Source organism: Nitrosospira sp. Nsp11 (genome assembly GCF_900142705.1).
Classification (GTDB): domain Bacteria; phylum Pseudomonadota; class Gammaproteobacteria; order Burkholderiales; family Nitrosomonadaceae; genus Nitrosospira.
Window position 1 is genome coordinate 176,802 of sequence record NZ_FRBV01000001.1, and the last position, 17,483, is coordinate 194,284.

Here is a 17,483-nt window from a genome sequence, read left to right on the forward strand (position 1 = left end):
AAATCATACAGGTTTCTGAACTCCGTTCTTATATATTATCGCAACACTGATTTGAGCAACTTGCCCATCTCGGCAGGATTTCGCGTTACTTTAATCCTGCACTCTTCCATGAGGGCGAGCTTTTCCTGTGCCGTGCCCTTACCACCGGAGATGACCGCGCCGGCGTGCCCCATGCGCCTGCCCTGCGGTGCGGTAACACCTGCAATAAAGCCCACCAATGGTTTCCTCATGTGCTCCTTGGCCCAGCGGGCGCAATCTTCCTCATCGGAGCCGCCGATCTCACCCACCATCAAAACCGCATCGGTTTCATCGTCGTCATTGAACAATTTCATTACATCAAGGTGCTTCAACCCATTCACCGGGTCACCGCCAATGCCGATACAGGTGGACTGGCCCAATCCCTGCTCCATCAGTTGCGCCACAGCTTCATAAGTGAGCGTGCCGGAACGCGATACTACGCCCACGCGTCCTTGCTTGTGGATGTAACCCGGCATGATGCCAATCTTGATTTCGCCGGGTGTGATAATGCCTGGACAGTTGGGACCAATCAGCCGGGTTTTCCGTCCCTGCATCTTGTGGCAGGTGCGCAGCATGTCGCGAACCGGGATGCCCTCCGTAATGCAGATTACCAGGTCCAGCTCCGCGTTCACGGCCTCGTCTATGGCAGCGGCTGCAAATGGCGGCGGCACGTAAATGACGGAAACCGTCGCACCGGTTGCCTGTTTTGCTTCCTGGACGGTAGCAAAAACTGGGATGCCTTCGAAATCCTCGCCTGCTTTCTTTGGATTCACCCCCGCGACAAAACAATTCTTTCCGTAGGCATAATCCCGGCACATGCGGGTGTGGAACTGCCCGGTTTTACCGGTAATACCCTGAGTCATGACACGGGTATGGCGGTCGATGAGGATAGCCATACTACACTCCTTTTGTTGCAAATTCTGTTGCTGGCGCTGTCCACTGTGCCGCCATGACAGCCTTCTCCGCAGCATCCGCCATATTCCCTGCGGAAATTATCCGCAGCCCGGATTCACCCAGGATTCTTTTGCCCAGATTCACATTGGTTCCTTCGAGGCGCACCACCAGCGGAACGTTCAGCTTCAGTTCCCGCGCCGCCGCCACCACCCCTTCCGCGATCACGTCGCACTTCATGATCCCGCCGAATATGTTTACGAGTATGGCTTGCAGCTTGGGGTTGCGTAGCATCAGCTTGAACGCTTCCGCCACCTTTTCGGCGGTAGCACCTCCGCCGACATCCAGAAAATTGGCCGGATTTCCACCGTAGAGCTTGATGATATCCATGGTTGCCATCGCCAGACCCGCGCCATTAACCAGGCAACCAATGTTGCCGTCCAGGGAGATATAGGAGAGACCATGCTGGGATGCCTCGATCTCCGCCGGGTCTTCCTCGTCCAGATCCCGCAGGGCAGCGATGTCAGGGTGGCGGAAGAGCGCATTGTCGTCAAAACTCATCTTCGCATCGAGCGCGATGATATGATCCTCGGCGGTAAGAATCAGCGGGTTGATTTCGACTAATGAAGCGTCCGTGCTGTCATAGGCCTGGTACAAGCTCTGCAAAAGAATCCGTGCTTCTTCCACCGCTGTTTCCGCGATGCCGATCTTGCGGGCAATGTCGTCAGCATCCTGGACGGTTAGCCCGGCGAGCGGATCGATCAATACTTTGTGAATCTTTTCCGGATTCCTCGCCGCGACCTCCTCGATGTCCATTCCCCCTTCGGAACTGGCCATCAGGCAGACGCGCCGGCTACTTCGATCAACTACCAGGCCGATATACAACTCTCTTCGGGTATCAATCCCCTGCTCTACCAGAAGACGCCGGACGACTTGGCCGCGCAGGCCAGTCTGGTGCGTAACCAGCGTCATACCCAGTATTTTCTCAGCGAATTGTTTTACCTCATCAAGTGACCTGGCTACTTTTACGCCACCGCCCTTGCCACGCCCCCCGGCGTGAATCTGCGCTTTAACCGCCCACACGCTACCACCCAGCTTTCTGGCAGCCTCAACCGCTTCCTCAACACTAAAACAGCCGATCCCTTGGGGCGTGTTAACGCCAAATCCCCGTAAAATCTGTTTAGCCTGGTATTCGTGGATTTTCATGGCCACTCCGGTAATGCGGAAAACCAAGTATATCCTATTCGTTTAGCGACGTTGCGTGAAGAAGGCGGTAGTTACCGATTACCGACACGGATAATGTATTTGCGACAGGGTATCCCTCCCGAATTGTTGGGTTACATGCCAGCATCATCGATCGGCGTAATCACAGCCTTTCATACTGGTAAATCTGCTGAATCCTGATCGATATATACTTCACATAGTATTACCGTCACATTATCTCTTCCCCCTGCAGCTATAGCCGCCGCGACCAGCGCTTTAACCTTGTGCTGGATCGATATCGAGGAAACGAGGATATCCTGGATCGCAGAATCAGCGACCATATCCGTTAGCCCGTCCGTGCATAACAGAAAAATGTCGTGACTGAGCCCCGCGCCCTCCAGAATATCGAACGACACTGAGGGATCGATCCCAAGCGCTTGCGTGATGATGTTTTTCCGCGGATGGTGTTTCGCTTCCTCCGGTGTCAGGGTTCCATTGTCCACCAGGCGTTGCACAAAGGAGTGGTCTTTGGTTAACTGCCGCAAGATGCCATCCCTCAGCAAGTAGATTCTGCTGTCTCCGGCGTGACCGACAACATATCCATCCCCATCAAACACGAGAAGATCACCGGTACATCCCATCCCTTCGTCATCGGGATACTGTGCAGTATGTTCGAATATCCGCTCATTTGAACGCCTGAAGACTTTTCGGGCGAGTTCATGGTTTGTTTCACTGAATGAAGGAGCACGGCTGCAAAAAACAGCTTGCGCCGTTTCAATAAAATAACGACTGGCAATTTCACCCGCCGCCGCGCCGCCCATCCCGTCCGAGATTGCAAAAAGCCCGGCTTCTGGCATCACCAGGTAGGCATCCTCATTATTTTTGCGCAACAGTCCTATGTCAGTTGCGCCTGCCGAGATTAGCTTGATCATATAGTAGTATCCAGGCGATCAAAATCCAGGGAATTCATAGCCTTGGGCAAATACATCCGATAGCACCTGATCAACCATCCACATCGTTCGACATACTGAGCGGATATACAGTTCTAATTAAAGCGGGTATTCTTACCGAGAAGGCGAGCTTCGCGGAAATATCCACAGTTACGGGTACTGCCATGTCCAACTTGTCAAAGGAAAAAGCATGCGAGCATTGATCCTTCTGTTGGCGGCGGTTTGTATACCGGGCTTCGGCTCGCTATCTTTTGCCGCCGAACACAATCACGGCAGTGATGCTGTCACTTACACGCCTGATGTTACCTTTACGTTGCGCACCGACATCGCGGACGGCAAACTGGTCTTTGTCGGCGAAACCGATGCCATTGCAGGCAAGATCAACCCCGATCTGAAGGTACCCGAAGGCGCGGTTGTCCAGATCAACCTGATCAACGGCGACGGCGCCGTCCACGATATTGCCATTCCCGAATTCAGCGCGAAGTCCGGCAATATCACGGCAAAAGGCGCGGCCACCACCATAGTATTCCGCGCAACCCATACCGGTAACTTTGAATACCTCTGCACGCTGCCTGGCCATAAGGCCGCTGGCATGTTCGGTCAACTCATCGTGGGCACCCCGGAGGAGCGCGCAAAAAGCGGTGCAATAGACGTCGCACAAGATCCCCATGCCGTAGGCGAACCTGTCGGTAACCGTGGGCCAAAACACGTGATGCTGGATCTCGAATCCACCGAGATCGAGGGCCGCCTCTCGGATGGCAGTACCTATAAATACTGGACCTTCAACAACAAAGTCCCGGGCCCGTTTGTGCGCGTACGGTTGGGCGATACGGTTACCGTCAAGCTGCGCAATGCAAAAAACAGCGCCCATATTCATTCAATAGATTTCCACGCGGTTACGGGTCCAGGCGGAGGCGCAGCAGTCACCCAGGTTGCGCCGGGCCAGAACAAGAGCTTCACTTTCAAAGCACTGCATCCAGGACTGTTCGTTTATCATTGCGCGACCCCCATGGTCGCCCAGCACATTGCAAACGGTATGTATGGAATGATCCTGGTTGAGCCTGAAGGCGGTATGCCCGAAGTCGATCGGGAATTCTACGTAATGCAGGGAGAACTCTACACCGCGCAGCGGCATGGGGCGCCAGGCTTGCATGAGTTTTCGCTTGAAAAACTTCTTGCCGAGAATCCGGGTCACCTTATGTTTAATGGAAACATGGATGCGCTCACAAAAACGTACAAAATGAAAGCTAACGTGGGCGAAAACGTGCGGATATACTTCGGGGTGGGCGGTCCCAATCTAACGTCGAGTTTTCACGTCATCGGGGAGGTGTTCGATAAGGTATATGATCACGCTTCGCTGACCAGTCCACGACTAACCGACGTACAAACCACGCTTGTCCCGCCTGGAGGCGCCACCATAGTGGAGTTCAAGGTGGATTATCCTGGTCAATATATCCTGGTCGACCACGCGCTATCGCGCATGGAGAAAGGGCTGTCGGGCTTTCTGACAGTTAATGGCAAGCCAAGCCCGGCAATATTCAACAGCAGCGAAAAGACCGGCGCTACATCCGGACGCCGGGAATAATGCTGGCGGCGAGGCAGAGACGAAATATAGCCTTGAGCAGTGCCGCTACGCATCAGCTCGAAGCTTCTCACGCTACTACCATCCAAAAGCCCCGCAAGCGGGGATGGTTTCGATCAGCGAAAGGTCCCTAGAAAGCCGTGCGTGTGGTCGTAGGAATCAACATATTCCCCTACGATCTCTCCTGCGTCATTGATGCCGAATGCGCGTGTATGCTTTGCTCGCGGAACATTAAATGTTTCCAGGCCTCGCGCTTCCGTAAATATAAACCCTCGGTCAATCCCATTCCTGGTGTAGGTCCCGACGTGCTTGACCTTCTCCGGTGCTTCGGCATCGTTGATGCCGTAAGCGTCGCTTCTGGTGGCGCCCGGGATAACGATGCGCGCGGCGCTTGCAATGTCAGGTCCAGACAAATAAAAAGCGCTGGATTCACCCGTAGCCTCCTGCACCGTCCCTACCATTCTTCGCGTGTGGTTAATGCCAAAGGTCTGCGTCGAAAGGTCGTTGAATACAATGATGGGAGCGCCGGGCCCAGGCGGAAAGGTAAAACCGTAATTCCTTCCTGCCATGTCCGAGAAGGAGCCGACGATGAGCCCGCCATCGTTAATGCCGTAGGCACTGGGGATAAAGGGATCGCCAGGGTAGGAAATAACGCCGCCATCCAGCAGAAAAGCACGCTGGCCGGATGCGTCGCGAACGGTACCCACAATCTCGCCGGGTCCGGAATTATTGATGTCAAACGCTTTAACCTCGATGGCCTCATCGATGACAAGCGTGGCAAAACCGGTTTGGGAATCCCGTCGGAACGCCTTGATATTTCCGGCCCTATCGACATAGTACCCAACAATGGAAGCGGATCCCGCCGGGCTGGCGTTGTTAATGCCACGCGGATGAGTGGACACCGCCCCCGGAACGTCAATATCGGTAAAGACGGTGGGTGTACTGGAGCAACCAACCATTCCGCTTACCAATCCGAATCCAGCGATCCAGACGATTAATTTATTTTTCATCTTCGTCTCCTCTAGAAAGACCAGTTCCTCGAAACGCCGCAGCCCAGTGCAAGCTGTCACTAAAATCGCATCGATAATTACATGGTCAGCTCTGTTAACGATAGCCAAGATCCTGAAAAATGCAAGGACACTAGAGGTTTCGCTCAGGGGATCCAGGGAAAGGGCATAGCGGCTGAAACACGGGAAAGCTCATGAGAAAGCGCCCCTGAACCCGGCTTAGAATTCAGGGGCGCCAATAAGAAATCTTTATTAACTTGCACGATAATTGATGGCCGCGGCGTTACTCCTTTAGAACTCCACGATGCTGTCCTTCACTATGCTGGGTTCCCGTATGCTGGGCATCGTTTTCATGACTCATTTCGGGAGGGCAATCGCGTCCCTGTGTCGCCTTCGAATTAGCATTCCTATCAGATTTAACCTGAGACTGTTCATTCCCAAAAACTGCGGTATTAGGTTCTCCAGCCCAGGCAGCAGGGAAAGAGAAGCCAACAGTGGTTACCAAAGATAGCAATAACAATTTTGCGGTTTTCATTTGAACCTCCTCTACTATGCGCAACACGCTATAAACAAATAACCAGCGTCAACCATAGTTGGACAGCCTTACTTATATCCTTAGGTTCGCCAACTACTGGAAATTTCGTCCGCTGGCCGCCATGGTTATTTATAGCATATAAAACCACTTTTTAAAGGTGGTTTTACGGACGGGCTGGGTGAGAGTCTTTTTTGGAATAGAGGCGGCCACAATTCAACACCTCCTAATGCCAGGGAGATTCGGGGGTCCGGTCTTGTTATCTGCCATAGCTGTGACAGCCTTTCAACATGCCTTTTCGGAGCATCGTAGCGAGGCCATACGGCGTTACATAGATTTTGTGGCAGACGGGAGAAATCAGTCGGGCCGTGGGAGAAATTGAAGAACCAGGTTTTTTTGAGTTCTGATGAATTTGTGTCGGGCCTGCGGCACACTTTCAATTCAGATGCTTCCCCAACAAGAAATACCTGCCGTCCAGGGACCACCGAAACCGTTGACCCAGATCGCCGAGGCACATGGACGAGGCGAAGCGATCTCGATGCTAACGCCGGGGATGGTTACAGTTTGAAGGAAATCGGGGATTGTTGCACGCCAGGGCGGCGATCCCAAACCGCTTCTTGAATCCCGCCACTTATTTCGAGAGCCAGTCTGAATGATCATCCTTCAGTTCGAGTACAGATAGGGCCATTCCGGAGTTCAAGAGAGATTGTGACAAAACAACGCAAGCTATCGTATTTGGATTTTAATAAGGAAAGCTATCCCTGGAAACCAGATATCGATTATCGGAAGGAGCCCGAAAAATATCAGGTGGGCAAAGGCGAGCAGGGTGTGCTGATATGCGAGCCCTACAAAAGCGAATTAACGCCCCACTGGCAGTTTAGAACGCCGGAAATAGCAATTACCAGCAGCACAATTCTTTATGAGATGTTTGAAAGCTACCTAAAAGCCCGGGATTTTGTTGGCGCTGATCTTGCAAGGAAATTCCTGCAGATGGGATATACCCGAGCACGGCGATATGCAAATTTCAAGGGTGGCGTTAAATATGACAAAACCAAGGATTACGCTTTGAAGGAGAGAGGTACTGGAGATCCAGCTAAAGCGAAAAGTGCGGTTATTTTTTACAAGAAATGGCAGCAGGCCGAAGCGCATCCAGACTACGCTTCCTGGAAGAAAGCGTGGCGCGAGAAATATGGGTAATTCTAACGATCAAACCCTGCTATGGCCAGTCAAAAAGTTAAGTATGTTTTACATGAAGTGAAATTCTTCACACACTCGGCAACATTTTTAAAGAATCAGGAGTACATGCGCACGCGCATGTACTCCTCAATTTATGGTGGGTCTGGTTGGACTCGAACCAACGACCAAGGGATTATGAGTCCCCTGCTCTAACCAACTGAGCTACAGACCCGTTTTAGACACCAGCAGTAAATACCGAACTTATCAACCCTCGGTATCCAGGAAACTGCGCAGGCGTTCAGAACGGGAAGGATGGCGCAGTTTGCGCAATGCCTTGGCCTCGATCTGCCGAATGCGTTCACGGGTCACGTCGAATTGCTTGCCGACTTCCTCCAGTGTATGGTCAGTGTTCATTTCTATGCCGAAACGCATGCGCAGTACTTTCGCTTCACGCGGCGTCAGCGAGTCGAGAATGTCTTTCGTTACATCCCGCAGGCTGGCATATACCGCCGCGTCGGCGGGCGCCATGGTAGCGGCATCCTCGATGAAATCCCCAAGATGCGAATCTTCGTCGTCGCCTATAGGCGTTTCCATTGAAATCGGCTCTTTGGAAATCTTGAGGATTTTACGAATTTTCTCTTCCGGCATTTCCATTTTCTCTGCCAGCAGGGCAGGTTCCGGCTCCTGTCCGGTTTCCTGCAGAATCTGGCGTGAAATGCGGTTCATCTTGTTGATGGTCTCGATCATGTGCACCGGAATGCGTATCGTGCGCGCCTGATCGGCGATGGAACGGGTAATGGCTTGACGAATCCACCAGGTCGCATAAGTCGAAAACTTATAACCTCGCCGGTATTCGAATTTATCCACTGCTTTCATCAGCCCGATATTGCCTTCCTGAATGAGATCAAGAAACTGCAATCCTCGGTTGGTATATTTTTTGGCGATAGAAATCACCAGCCGCAAATTGGCTTCGGTCATTTCGCGCTTGGCCCGGCGTGCCTTGGCTTCACCCGTGGACATGCGACGATTGATTTCCTTGAGGTCTTTCAAGGGGATGCCGACCTGCTGCTGCAGCGTCAGCAGGTTTTGCTGCTGCTCAACGATATCCGGCCGGAAACGCTCCAGCGCTTGGCTATATGGTTTGCCAAGTGCGACTTCCTTGTCTACCCAGTCAAAGTTGCTCTCATTACCAGGGAAAGCTTTAATAAAGTGGTTACGCGGCATCGCGGCCTTGGTTACGCAGAGCTCCAGGATCTTGCGCTCGTAGGTTCGCATTTCATCCACCAGCCCACGCTGGGTGTCACAAAGCTTCTCGACCATCTTTGCCGAGAAACGAATAGCCATGAGTTCGGCTGAAATCTGTTCCTGTATGTCTTTATAGGCTTTGTTACCCGGTCCTTTTTTCTCCAACGCCTTCTGCATTTCTATATAGGCGTTATGAATTACAGCGAAACGCTCCAGCGCGTCATTTTTCAACTTGAGCAAATTGGCATTGGCTATCGCGGCAATGTCTTCGTCTTCCCCATTTTCGGCGCTCAGTTCCTGCTCCAGCGACTCATCGGAGATTTCTTCCCTGAGCAATTCCTCGGCATTGGGGTCCAGCAACCCGTCAACCAGCTCATCGATGCGCATCTCATCCTTCGCCACCTTATTGGCGAGATCGAGAATTCCGGCTATGGTTGTCGGACAGGCGGAAATCGCCTGGATCATATGCTTCAGGCCATCTTCGATACGTTTCGCTATCTCGATTTCACTCTCGCGCGTGAGCAATTCAACCGACCCCATTTCACGCATATACATACGTACCGGATCGGTAGTGCGCCCAAACTCTGAATCCACAGTGGAAAGTGCCGCTTCGGCTTCTTCCACTACATCCTCATCGGCCACTGTGGGTGCGGTCTCCGACATCAGCAGCGTTTCCGCGTCCGGCGCTTCATCATAAACAGAAATGCCGACGCCATTGATCATGCTGATGATATTCTCGATCTGTTCGGCATCGAGCATATCATCGGGAAGGTGATCGTTGATCTCGGCATAGGTGAGATAGCCGCGCTCTTTGCCTTGCACGATGAGGCTCTTGAGCCGCATACGCCGCGCCTCGAGATCCTGTGGTGCAAGCGAAGATTTTTCTGCGTCCTTCGACTGGGCAAGCTTGCCTTCCTTTGCTGCCTTGACCTTACCTATTTTGGCAGCAAGCAGACTCGGTTCCTTGGTGGTCATCATCGGCCTCACGATTTCGGTCACAGCGGCCGGGACTTTAGCTCCCGACTTTGCAGTAGTTGTCGTAACATCGTCTTCCAGTGTTTCCGCAGCCGTTTTTACCGGCGCTTTTGCCATCACTTCTTTTGGCTGGCCTTTCGGCGACTTCTTCATATCGTTTGGTTCCTTTTTGGCCGCCATCCGGACGTCATCAGGACGACTCGCAGCTGCAGCCAGTGAAGCTCCGGTCTTTGACTTTACCGCCGCTTTGACTTGTAATTTTGGTTTTACCATGTCTTTTCCAAATAGTATCGCCAGTTGAAATTCGAAAACTCTCTATTATATCAAGATTCAATAACGCTGTCCGTACACTGTCCGACTATCGCCTTCAAGAGAGCGCCATCCGCTGGAGCTCCTGTTTTTCCTCGGGAGTAAGCGTGCTCAAGGACTTGTTGTGTAAGGTCGCCATTCGTTCTTTACGTTTCATTTCACGCAACCGGGCCATTGCACCGGAAAACTCTGCTTCCAGGTCTATTTCACTATCCCAAGTGAGCGTATTGCTCTCAGCCTTTTCCAGGAGAACGCGATGGGAACTATCGTGAAAATATGCGATAGCCGAAGGTATTGCCGTGTTTCCTCCAACGTTGGGGTGCGTGTCGATAAATTCAACCAGGGCCTTCAGCGCTGCTACTTCTTCAGCGTATTCCTCGTTCTGCATGAGTAATTCTCTATCCAGCTTCTGGATATAGCCAGGGTCGTATAACAACACCTGCATCAGCCAGCGGTAAGGTGAAGCGGGTTGTGGTCGAGGCGCCCTTTCACGCGACCGGGAAGCTGAAACACGTTTGATCTTTAACAGACCTTCCAGCTCCCTCTGATCGAGGCCGCTGATCTCCGCCAATCTTTTTAAGAGCATCAGCGCGAGCCCCGGCGCAGTGACCTTCGCGAGCAACGGCTTCGCGTCCTGTACCAGTTTAGCTCGCCCCTCGCTGGTTTTGATGTCCGTGCGCCCAGACAGTTCCCTAAACAGGAAAACGGATAGGGGCAATGTTTGCTTTAACAAGGCTTCAAAGGCGTCCTTGCCGAAATTGCGAACGTAGCTATCCGGGTCCTCACCCTCGGGCAGGAAAAGAAAACTGACGTTCTTTCCGTCCACAAGCTGCCCAAGGCTATCCTCTAACGCACGCCATGCCGCTTTCCTGCCAGCATTGTCCCCATCGAAACAAAATACGACATTATCGGACTGACGCAAAAGTTTCTGGACATGATACGGCGTTATCGCCGTGCCCAGCGCGGCCACTGCGTACTCGATGCCATGCTGAAAAAGCGCCACTACATCCATGTATCCCTCTACCACGATGACACATCCCGCCATGCGGATTGCCCTGCGGGCCGTGAAAAGGTTATAGAGTTCACGGCCCTTCTGAAACACGGGTGTTTCGGGAGAGTTAAGATATTTGGGCTCGCCCTGTTCCAGCACTCGACCACCGAAACCTACAATCGCTCCTTTGAGGTTAAGAATGGGAAACATGATGCGGTCGCGGAACCGGTCGTAGTATTTACCATCGTCGTTGGCAATGACCAACCCGGACTCCACCAGCAGGTTTTTCTGTGCCTTTGTCGGGGCGCCGGAAAATACGGCATCCAGGTTTTGCCAGCCGGCCGGCGCATACCCAATGCTGAAGTGGGCAGCGGTCTCGCCCGTTAGGCCACGCTTCTTCAGATAAATAATGGCGCCTTTCGAATGCTTGAGCTGTTCCCGATAAAACCGGGTGGCCACATTCATTACCTCGAGCAAATCCCCGGAAGAGTTTTGGCCTCCTTGCGGCTTGTCTTGGGCCGACTCCGACTCTGCTGCTCCAGAGCGGGATTCCGTTTGTTGCACAGGAACCTGAAGCCCGATCCGGGCCGCCAGATCATTTACCGCTTCGACAAAATTCATGCCGTTGTATTCCATCACGAAGCCGATGGCGTTGCCGTGAGCACCACAGCCAAAACAGTGATAAAACTGCTTGGTGGTGCTTACTGTAAAAGAGGGTGTCTTTTCGCTATGAAACGGACAGCACGCGGCATAATTTGCGCCGCCTTTCTTGAGCGGCAGGTCTCGTTCAATGACATCAACGATATCTACACGGTTGAGCAGTTCGTGAATGAATGATTGTGAAATCATTTATAGTGGATTAAACAATATTACCCCAGCGCAGGGCGCAGGAAAGCACTTTATTGAAAGCAGGTACACTACAGCAATCTCGATACGCGCGATATTTGTAACAGCCTTTGCAGCAATCCTGCAGGGATAAGCTGCGTTATCAGGCGATAAGCCTGGTTTTGACCAGAGCCGATACTTTTCCCATATCGGCGCGCCCTGCAAGTTTGGGTTTGAGTATGGCCATTACCCGCCCCATGTCCTGCTGTCCTTTTGCGCCAGCAGCGGAAATTGCTTCGCTTACGGCGTTTTCCACATCGTTGTCGCTCAACGCCTGGGGCATATAATGTTGCAGCACGCCCATTTCGTATTTCTCTACATCGGCTAAATCCTGACGATGAGCAGCCTCATACTGGGAAATGGAATCCTTGCGCTGTTTCAGCATCTTTTCGATTACAGCGACTACTGCAGCGTCATCCAGCTCGATACGCTCATCCACCTCACGCTGTTTGATAGCCGCCTGCAATAGCCGGATAGCATCCCGCCGCCGCGTATCGCCTGAACGCATGGCGGCCTTCATGTCTTCGGTGATTTGTTTTTTCAGATCCACAATAAACCAGATCGGGCAGCGCTTATTATTTTATCATGGAAGTTTTAATCGTTTTTTCGACTGACTTTGACTAATAAAGTTTCGGAGGGAGCAATTGGCTGCGCAGACGTTTGTAAGTACGCTTAACTGCTGCCGCCAGCTTGCGCTTGCGTTCGGCAGTCGGTTTTTCGTAGAATTCCCGGGCACGCAACTCAGTGAGCAGGCCGGTTTTTTCTATGGTACGCTTGAAACGTCGCATGGCAACTTCAAACGGCTCGTTTTCCTTGACTTTAATGGTGGTCATGAAGATTTGGTTCCTTTCTAGAAATGTTAAATGACTGACAAACAGGGGCTGGATAAACCGTATCGTATGGTTGATCTAACTATAGACAGCGCGCTATTATATAACAAGTGCCAAATGCTGTCGTAAAAGAGTAATTTCTCCCATATTCCATTGCTCATACTTGGCATTGAAACATCCTGCGACGAAACCGGCGTCGCGCTATATCACACTCAGCACGGGCTATTGAGCCACGCGCTTCATTCCCAGACGGAAATGCACGGAGAGTATGGCGGGGTGGTGCCGGAACTTGCCTCCCGCGACCACATCCGGCGGGTATTGCCTCTCGTCAGGCAAACGCTTACGGCGGCCGGGCTCGACCTGAAAGCCCTCGACGCCATCGCCTATACTCAAGGACCGGGACTGGCGGGGGCGCTACTCGTGGGGGCAAGTATCGCAGCCGCTCTGGGTTTTGCACTGGAAATTCCCGTGCTGGGCGTCCATCACCTTGAAGGACACCTCCTGTCTCCGCTGTTATCCGATCCCGCACCGGCTTTTCCATTCGTGGCGCTGCTCGTATCGGGCGGCCATACACAATTAATGGAAGTGGGCGGCCTCGGGCTATATAAATTACTCGGCGAAACCGTGGATGATGCAGCAGGAGAAGCTTTCGACAAAACCGCCAAGCTGTTGGGGCTGGGCTATCCCGGGGGGCCGGCGCTCTCGAAACTTGCTGACGAATTTTTTCGGTCAGGCCAACCAAATCAATTTAAACTTCCCCGCCCCATGCTTCGCAGCGGCGATCTTAATTTCAGCTTCAGTGGGCTCAAGACAGCAGTATTGACGCTGGTCAGAAAACAACCCCTGACCCAGCAAGTCCGAGGTGCCCTCGCCTCTGCTTTTCAGGAAGCCGTCGTTGATGTGCTGACGGAAAAGTCGTTGGCGGCACTTTTAAAAACTGGCCTTACTCAACTGGTGGTTGCAGGCGGGGTCGGGGCGAACTGTCACCTGCGGAGCAATCTCTGCCGGGAAGCCGAAAAAATGGGTGCCACTGTTTTTTTTCCCGAACTCGAATTTTGTACGGATAATGGTGCCATGATCGCATTTGCGGGAGCGATGCGATTACAGGCATCAGAAACGTGGAATAAAAAGCCGGATAATAGGTTCACGATAAAAGCACGATGGGATCTGGAAATGCAGGACGCCGCAGGGTGATGATTATCACGCGCTGTGCTTGCCGATGCGTGGTTCACCGCCCGCAATCAAGCTGGCGATATTTGACTTATGCCGCCAGATGAGCAACGCGGACATGATAAAAACGACAAAGGTGCGTGCTTCAAAACCGAAAAAAAATACGGCGTAAAGTGGCGCGAACCCAGCTGCGGCTAAAGCGGCCAGCGATGAGAAGCGCCAGATCGCAGCAACGATAATCCAGGTGGCGATCGCCAGCAGCCCTATCCATGGGTTGAATCCCAATAATACGCCCAGGGCCGTCGCCACCCCTTTCCCACCTTTGAAACGCAAGAATATCGGGAATAAATGGCCCAGAAACGCCGCGAGCGCCACTACGGCAATCGCTTCGTCACCGAGTGCAAAATGTTGCGCCAAGGCGACCGACAGCCAACCTTTGCCGACATCGCCCAGCAGCGTGAACACGGCCGCCGCTTTCTTTCCACTGCGCAGCACATTCGTGGCTCCGGGATTTTTCGAGCCATATGTACGAGGGTCGGGCAGGTGGAAGAGCCAGGCTGCCAGCACTCCAAAGGAAATGGACCCCAGCAAATAGGCCAGCAGGACAAGGGCCATCGGCATCATTTAATTAGCGGCATCTTTGCAGGCAGAATAAAAATTTCCGTGATTCTACTTGAAAATCAATTCGGCCACGCGCGCCGTTGTTTCTGGTTGAAGCCTTTAATAAATGCTATAAGGATTTAATTGACAACTGAACTGGTAGAATCTGAGCGCTTTCAAGAGCGCGGCCACGGCTATTGCTGGAATTGAGGCTATCGTTTGTAACTGCGACATCAGAGAGAGCAGGTTTAGCTTACCTCACACAGGGGGGCGCAGAGGGAAGGCTATGGGTAGCTTCACTTTCCGGGTTCCTTGTAACAAGGAATCAGCGGAGCCAGCTGTTATGCGCTCGCTTTCCTCCCGAGGAAAAATCTGATCCTGTCATGCTGCTACACAGTCGTCGTGCCCCTCCGGCAAACTCAGGGATTTTATTCAGAGACTTTATATATGGACATTATTTTTTTACACGAGATCAAGGTCAAAACCTTGATCGGGATCTATCCATGGGAGCTCAACACTGCACAAACCATCCAACTCGATTTGGAGATCGGGATGGTGACAAGCCTGGCCTGTCAAACCGATAATATCGAGGATGCGTTGGATTATGCCTTTATTGTCCAACGCATCAACGAAACTCTTTCGCAGAAACATTTCTCACTGCTGGAAGCCTTGGCCGAGCATATCGCCCAAATCGTCTTGACCGAATTCAAATCACCCTGGATAAAAGTCAGCGTAGCGAAGCTCAGCGCGATACGCGGCGTGAAAAAAGTAGGAATATGCATCGAAAGAGGATCGAAGCTCGCGTAGAAACGCGAACGCTTCAGGTTGGGAACGTCCAGTCAGCTAATACAGGCCCGGATGCGGGTAATTATATGCCAAAGGTAGTTGAATGGAGCTATCGATCGCGTACTACCCCGCAACGCGCCCACACGCTAATGTGCAATCAATGCTTCTTCAATTTCAGTAAAAGTCCTCGCCACCTCTATAGGCAGAATTGCGGATCCAAGTTGCTTCTCGATCTGCGTCAACGAAAAAATACCGCACACCTCGAGATTACCGTCGGGATCGTTCTCTATTACTAAAGAATGTTGCCGTCCGGCATTGCGCAAACTGGCAATAACATTTGCGACTTTGCCATGCCGAACCTGTTCGATCGGAATAGCCTCCATACGATCGAGCGGTGTCATGATATCGGCGACCAGAATTTCATTGTGTTTCATACGGCGCTCCTGAACGAAGCGGAGCGGCTTTTCACCGAGAATATCGGTCGCGGTAATCATGCCCACCAGAATCTTGTCCTGGTTTAGCACCAAGAGGGAGCGTATACCTCGTTCCATCATGTGCGTATTTGCGCATTCCATTGTTTCATTGGGTTCAGTTGTACCCGCCTCGATAGTACGGAAGTCGGTCATCACATCAAGGGCGGGCGACATCAGAGTGACAGATTTAGGCGGAGTGGGACGGGCGACCCGGACAGCGCCCGCCAGACGCTGTGCAGGGAGAGGGTGATATTCGGACATGGCATTATCCTCCAGTAGTGGTGGATGGGATGCGCTTGAAATGCTTGAAATCTGAAAATACAATACAAGCCTCCCGTATTTGAACTCTACGCGCAACGAGACGAAGGGTCAATTCGGTAAGCAGCATATATATCACGGCTGCCAAACCGAGGTAGCTCATAAACTCGAGGGTGATAATTGGAAAAAGATCGGAGAAACGGAAGCTCTGGCAGGAACCGGGGAAATTCAAATTCAACCAAACGCAGGGTTATTGCGAAATTTCATAAGATAACCCCTGCTCATCCTTCAATCCACCGATTTCCTCGTTCAGTCGTCGCAGCATCCGTACAGGGTCTTCCGCCTGGGTGACAGGCCTGCCAATGACGAGGTAATTTGCGCCATTTTCAATCGCTTGACGCGGAGAGGTTACCCGCTTCTGGTCCCCCTGAGAAACATCGACCGGGCGTATCCCCGGTGTGACGAGGCAAAAATTCTCGCCCGTCATTTTCCTGAGCATGGGCGCCTCTAGCGCCGATGCTACCACCCCATCCAGTCCGCAGTCGCGCGCCAGCAAGGCTAATCGCTGGACCACATCCTGAGGGCTGCCTTTGAGGCCAATCTCGTCCATATCCTCCGGCCCCATACTGGTGAGGAGGGTGACGGCGATGAGCCTTGTTTTTCCCGCCGGCACGGCTTCCCGGGCTGCCAATAGCATTTTTCTCCCCCCAAGCGCATGGATATTCATCATCCACACGCCCAACCCCGCTGCAGCCTTGCATGCACCCGCCACCGTACTGGGAATATCGTGAAATTTCAAATCGAGGAAAACCTCAAATCCGTTATCCATCAATTTTTCGACCAATTGCGGGCCTGCGGCGGTAAAAAGCTCCTTTCCCACTTTGACCCTGCATGATGCAGGGTCAAGCTTGGCCGTTAGGTCCAGTGCCTGTTTTGCCTCAGGAAAATCCAGGGCAATAATAATTCTTGGGTCGCGCATACGATCAGTCAGGCGTTCTCAATAAATTCGGCGAGCGTATTTATAGCCGCTCAGTTCCTATTCAATAGATAGCTTTCGGATAAATATTGTAGCTTCGCGTTATTGCCAGCAGGCGGTGATGACACCAGCAGCCGTCATGACGGTGCATATGAAGGACCTGATAAACGATGATCAAGAGTAATGCCGTGGGTTGATGGCGGCGCATCTATACATGTCTACCATTTCCGCCCTGCCTGAACGGGCAGATCGGATTGACGCTTCCTTATCTTATCGATGCTCATCCAGCGAAGGATATCTTTTTCTGTATGTCGAAATTTCCCGCCTTTGGCTGAATATCTTGCCGAGGCAGGATCCGATGCCAATAGCCACGCCGAGGGCGAAAAACAATAATATTATCAGTACCAGCGGCGCGTGCCATTCATAACCGAAATAATAATGTAGCGTTACCGTTTCGACATTTCTCACGGTAAAGCCAAGCAGCAACAGAAACAGCGCGATGCGCAAGAACCATCTCAGGTAACGCATGATTCCTTTTTCCCGGGGCCAGACGTCGTTAACAGCATAAACCGTGCAAATACCCCAATCTCTGCGCATCGCATCGGTTGAATCACGTCAGCCATAAG

17 protein-coding genes and 1 tRNA gene are annotated in these 17,483 nt (G+C 52.2%); 4 read left to right on the forward strand and 14 right to left on the reverse strand.

Annotated elements, in window-relative coordinates; all coding sequences use genetic code 11:
• Window positions 1-35: 35 nt before the first annotated feature.
• From sucD to BUA28_RS00950, 3 genes are all read right to left on the reverse strand, one after another.
• A complete protein-coding gene (sucD, locus tag BUA28_RS00940; RefSeq protein WP_072766273.1) occupies window positions 36-914 on the reverse strand; it encodes a succinate--CoA ligase subunit alpha in 879 nt (292 codons plus the stop codon).
• A 1-nt stretch (window position 915) separates the two neighbouring features.
• A complete protein-coding gene (gene sucC, locus BUA28_RS00945; RefSeq protein WP_072766274.1) occupies window positions 916-2,115 on the reverse strand; it encodes an ADP-forming succinate--CoA ligase subunit beta in 1,200 nt (399 codons plus the stop codon).
• A gap of 170 nt (window positions 2,116-2,285) precedes the next feature.
• Window positions 2,286-3,044, reverse strand: coding sequence for a Stp1/IreP family PP2C-type Ser/Thr phosphatase (locus BUA28_RS00950; protein ID WP_072766275.1), 759 nt, complete (start codon window positions 3,042-3,044; stop codon window positions 2,286-2,288).
• Between the two features lie 208 nt (window positions 3,045-3,252).
• Here BUA28_RS00950 and nirK point away from each other — a divergent pair, with 208 nt between their 5' ends.
• Complete coding sequence (nirK, locus tag BUA28_RS00955) at window positions 3,253-4,647, forward strand: copper-containing nitrite reductase (RefSeq protein WP_178297832.1); 1,395 nt, start codon at window positions 3,253-3,255, stop codon at window positions 4,645-4,647.
• Window positions 4,648-4,760: 113 nt separating this feature from the next.
• On the opposite strand, the gene BUA28_RS00960 is transcribed toward nirK, so the two are convergent.
• Window positions 4,761-5,654: a hypothetical protein gene (locus BUA28_RS00960; protein WP_072766276.1), complete on the reverse strand. Its 894-nt coding sequence runs from the start codon at window positions 5,652-5,654 to the stop codon at window positions 4,761-4,763.
• Window positions 5,655-5,934: 280 nt separating this feature from the next.
• Window positions 5,935-6,186, reverse strand: coding sequence for a hypothetical protein (locus tag BUA28_RS00965; RefSeq protein WP_072766277.1), 252 nt, complete (start codon window positions 6,184-6,186; stop codon window positions 5,935-5,937).
• Between the two features lie 705 nt (window positions 6,187-6,891).
• Between BUA28_RS00965 and BUA28_RS00970 the strand changes: the two genes are divergently transcribed.
• Window positions 6,892-7,380: a DUF4385 domain-containing protein gene (locus BUA28_RS00970; protein ID WP_072766278.1), complete on the forward strand. Its 489-nt coding sequence runs from the start codon at window positions 6,892-6,894 to the stop codon at window positions 7,378-7,380.
• Window positions 7,381-7,514: 134 nt separating this feature from the next.
• On the opposite strand, the gene BUA28_RS00975 is transcribed toward BUA28_RS00970, so the two are convergent.
• From BUA28_RS00975 to rpsU, 5 genes are all read right to left on the reverse strand, one after another.
• Window positions 7,515-7,591 (reverse strand) — tRNA-Ile (locus tag BUA28_RS00975).
• Between the two features lie 32 nt (window positions 7,592-7,623).
• A complete protein-coding gene (rpoD, locus tag BUA28_RS00980; protein ID WP_072766279.1) occupies window positions 7,624-9,852 on the reverse strand; it encodes an RNA polymerase sigma factor RpoD in 2,229 nt (742 codons plus the stop codon).
• Between the two features lie 94 nt (window positions 9,853-9,946).
• Window positions 9,947-11,728, reverse strand: coding sequence for a DNA primase (gene dnaG / locus BUA28_RS00985; RefSeq protein ID WP_072766280.1), 1,782 nt, complete (start codon window positions 11,726-11,728; stop codon window positions 9,947-9,949).
• Window positions 11,729-11,867: 139 nt separating this feature from the next.
• Complete coding sequence (locus BUA28_RS00990) at window positions 11,868-12,314, reverse strand: GatB/YqeY domain-containing protein (RefSeq protein ID WP_072766281.1); 447 nt, start codon at window positions 12,312-12,314, stop codon at window positions 11,868-11,870.
• A 70-nt stretch (window positions 12,315-12,384) separates the two neighbouring features.
• A complete protein-coding gene (gene rpsU / locus BUA28_RS00995) occupies window positions 12,385-12,597 on the reverse strand; it encodes a 30S ribosomal protein S21 (RefSeq protein ID WP_004179462.1) in 213 nt (70 codons plus the stop codon).
• A 150-nt stretch (window positions 12,598-12,747) separates the two neighbouring features.
• On the opposite strand from rpsU, the gene tsaD reads away from it, so the two are divergent.
• Window positions 12,748-13,788 (forward strand): tRNA (adenosine(37)-N6)-threonylcarbamoyltransferase complex transferase subunit TsaD, encoded by a 1,041-nt coding sequence (tsaD, locus tag BUA28_RS01000; RefSeq protein ID WP_072766282.1) that lies wholly within the window; start codon window positions 12,748-12,750, stop codon window positions 13,786-13,788.
• A 6-nt stretch (window positions 13,789-13,794) separates the two neighbouring features.
• Here tsaD and plsY read toward each other — a convergent pair whose 3' ends face one another.
• Window positions 13,795-14,388 (reverse strand): glycerol-3-phosphate 1-O-acyltransferase PlsY, encoded by a 594-nt coding sequence (plsY, locus tag BUA28_RS01005; protein ID WP_072766283.1) that lies wholly within the window; start codon window positions 14,386-14,388, stop codon window positions 13,795-13,797.
• 423 nt (window positions 14,389-14,811) lie between these two features.
• On the opposite strand from plsY, the gene BUA28_RS01010 reads away from it, so the two are divergent.
• Entirely contained in the window at window positions 14,812-15,171 is a 360-nt protein-coding gene (locus BUA28_RS01010) for a dihydroneopterin aldolase (protein WP_072766284.1), read from the forward strand.
• Between the two features lie 125 nt (window positions 15,172-15,296).
• Here BUA28_RS01010 and BUA28_RS01015 read toward each other — a convergent pair whose 3' ends face one another.
• The 3 genes from BUA28_RS01015 to BUA28_RS01030 form a co-directional block, all read right to left on the reverse strand.
• On the reverse strand, window positions 15,297-15,884 hold the full coding sequence (locus BUA28_RS01015; protein ID WP_072766285.1) for a CBS domain-containing protein: 588 nt from the start codon (window positions 15,882-15,884) through the stop codon (window positions 15,297-15,299).
• A gap of 247 nt (window positions 15,885-16,131) precedes the next feature.
• A complete protein-coding gene (pyrF, locus tag BUA28_RS01025) occupies window positions 16,132-16,860 on the reverse strand; it encodes an orotidine-5'-phosphate decarboxylase (protein WP_072766287.1) in 729 nt (242 codons plus the stop codon).
• Window positions 16,861-17,127: 267 nt separating this feature from the next.
• Complete coding sequence (locus tag BUA28_RS01030; protein ID WP_072766288.1) at window positions 17,128-17,385, reverse strand: LapA family protein; 258 nt, start codon at window positions 17,383-17,385, stop codon at window positions 17,128-17,130.
• Window positions 17,386-17,483: the final 98 nt, after the last annotated feature.

What these genes read in the sequence shown, in the direction of transcription:
- sucD (WP_072766273.1), bottom strand. Translation starts at nt 914, where the DNA reads ATGGCTATCCTCATCGACCGCCATACCCGTGTCATGACTCAGGGTATT.
- sucC (WP_072766274.1), bottom strand. Translation starts at nt 2,115, where the DNA reads ATGAAAATCCACGAATACCAGGCTAAACAGATTTTACGGGGATTTGGC.
- BUA28_RS00950 (WP_072766275.1), bottom strand. Translation starts at nt 3,044, where the DNA reads ATGATCAAGCTAATCTCGGCAGGCGCAACTGACATAGGACTGTTGCGC.
- nirK (WP_178297832.1), top strand. Translation starts at nt 3,253, where the DNA reads ATGCGAGCATTGATCCTTCTGTTGGCGGCGGTTTGTATACCGGGCTTC.
- BUA28_RS00960 (WP_072766276.1), bottom strand. Translation starts at nt 5,654, where the DNA reads ATGAAAAATAAATTAATCGTCTGGATCGCTGGATTCGGATTGGTAAGC.
- BUA28_RS00965 (WP_072766277.1), bottom strand. Translation starts at nt 6,186, where the DNA reads ATGAAAACCGCAAAATTGTTATTGCTATCTTTGGTAACCACTGTTGGC.
- rpoD (WP_072766279.1), bottom strand. Translation starts at nt 9,852, where the DNA reads ATGGTAAAACCAAAATTACAAGTCAAAGCGGCGGTAAAGTCAAAGACC.
- dnaG (WP_072766280.1), bottom strand. Translation starts at nt 11,728, where the DNA reads ATGATTTCACAATCATTCATTCACGAACTGCTCAACCGTGTAGATATC.
- rpsU (WP_004179462.1), bottom strand. Translation starts at nt 12,597, where the DNA reads ATGACCACCATTAAAGTCAAGGAAAACGAGCCGTTTGAAGTTGCCATG.
- plsY (WP_072766283.1), bottom strand. Translation starts at nt 14,388, where the DNA reads ATGATGCCGATGGCCCTTGTCCTGCTGGCCTATTTGCTGGGGTCCATT.
- BUA28_RS01010 (WP_072766284.1), top strand. Translation starts at nt 14,812, where the DNA reads ATGGACATTATTTTTTTACACGAGATCAAGGTCAAAACCTTGATCGGG.
- BUA28_RS01015 (WP_072766285.1), bottom strand. Translation starts at nt 15,884, where the DNA reads ATGTCCGAATATCACCCTCTCCCTGCACAGCGTCTGGCGGGCGCTGTC.
- pyrF (WP_072766287.1), bottom strand. Translation starts at nt 16,860, where the DNA reads ATGCGCGACCCAAGAATTATTATTGCCCTGGATTTTCCTGAGGCAAAA.
- BUA28_RS01030 (WP_072766288.1), bottom strand. Translation starts at nt 17,385, where the DNA reads ATGCGTTACCTGAGATGGTTCTTGCGCATCGCGCTGTTTCTGTTGCTG.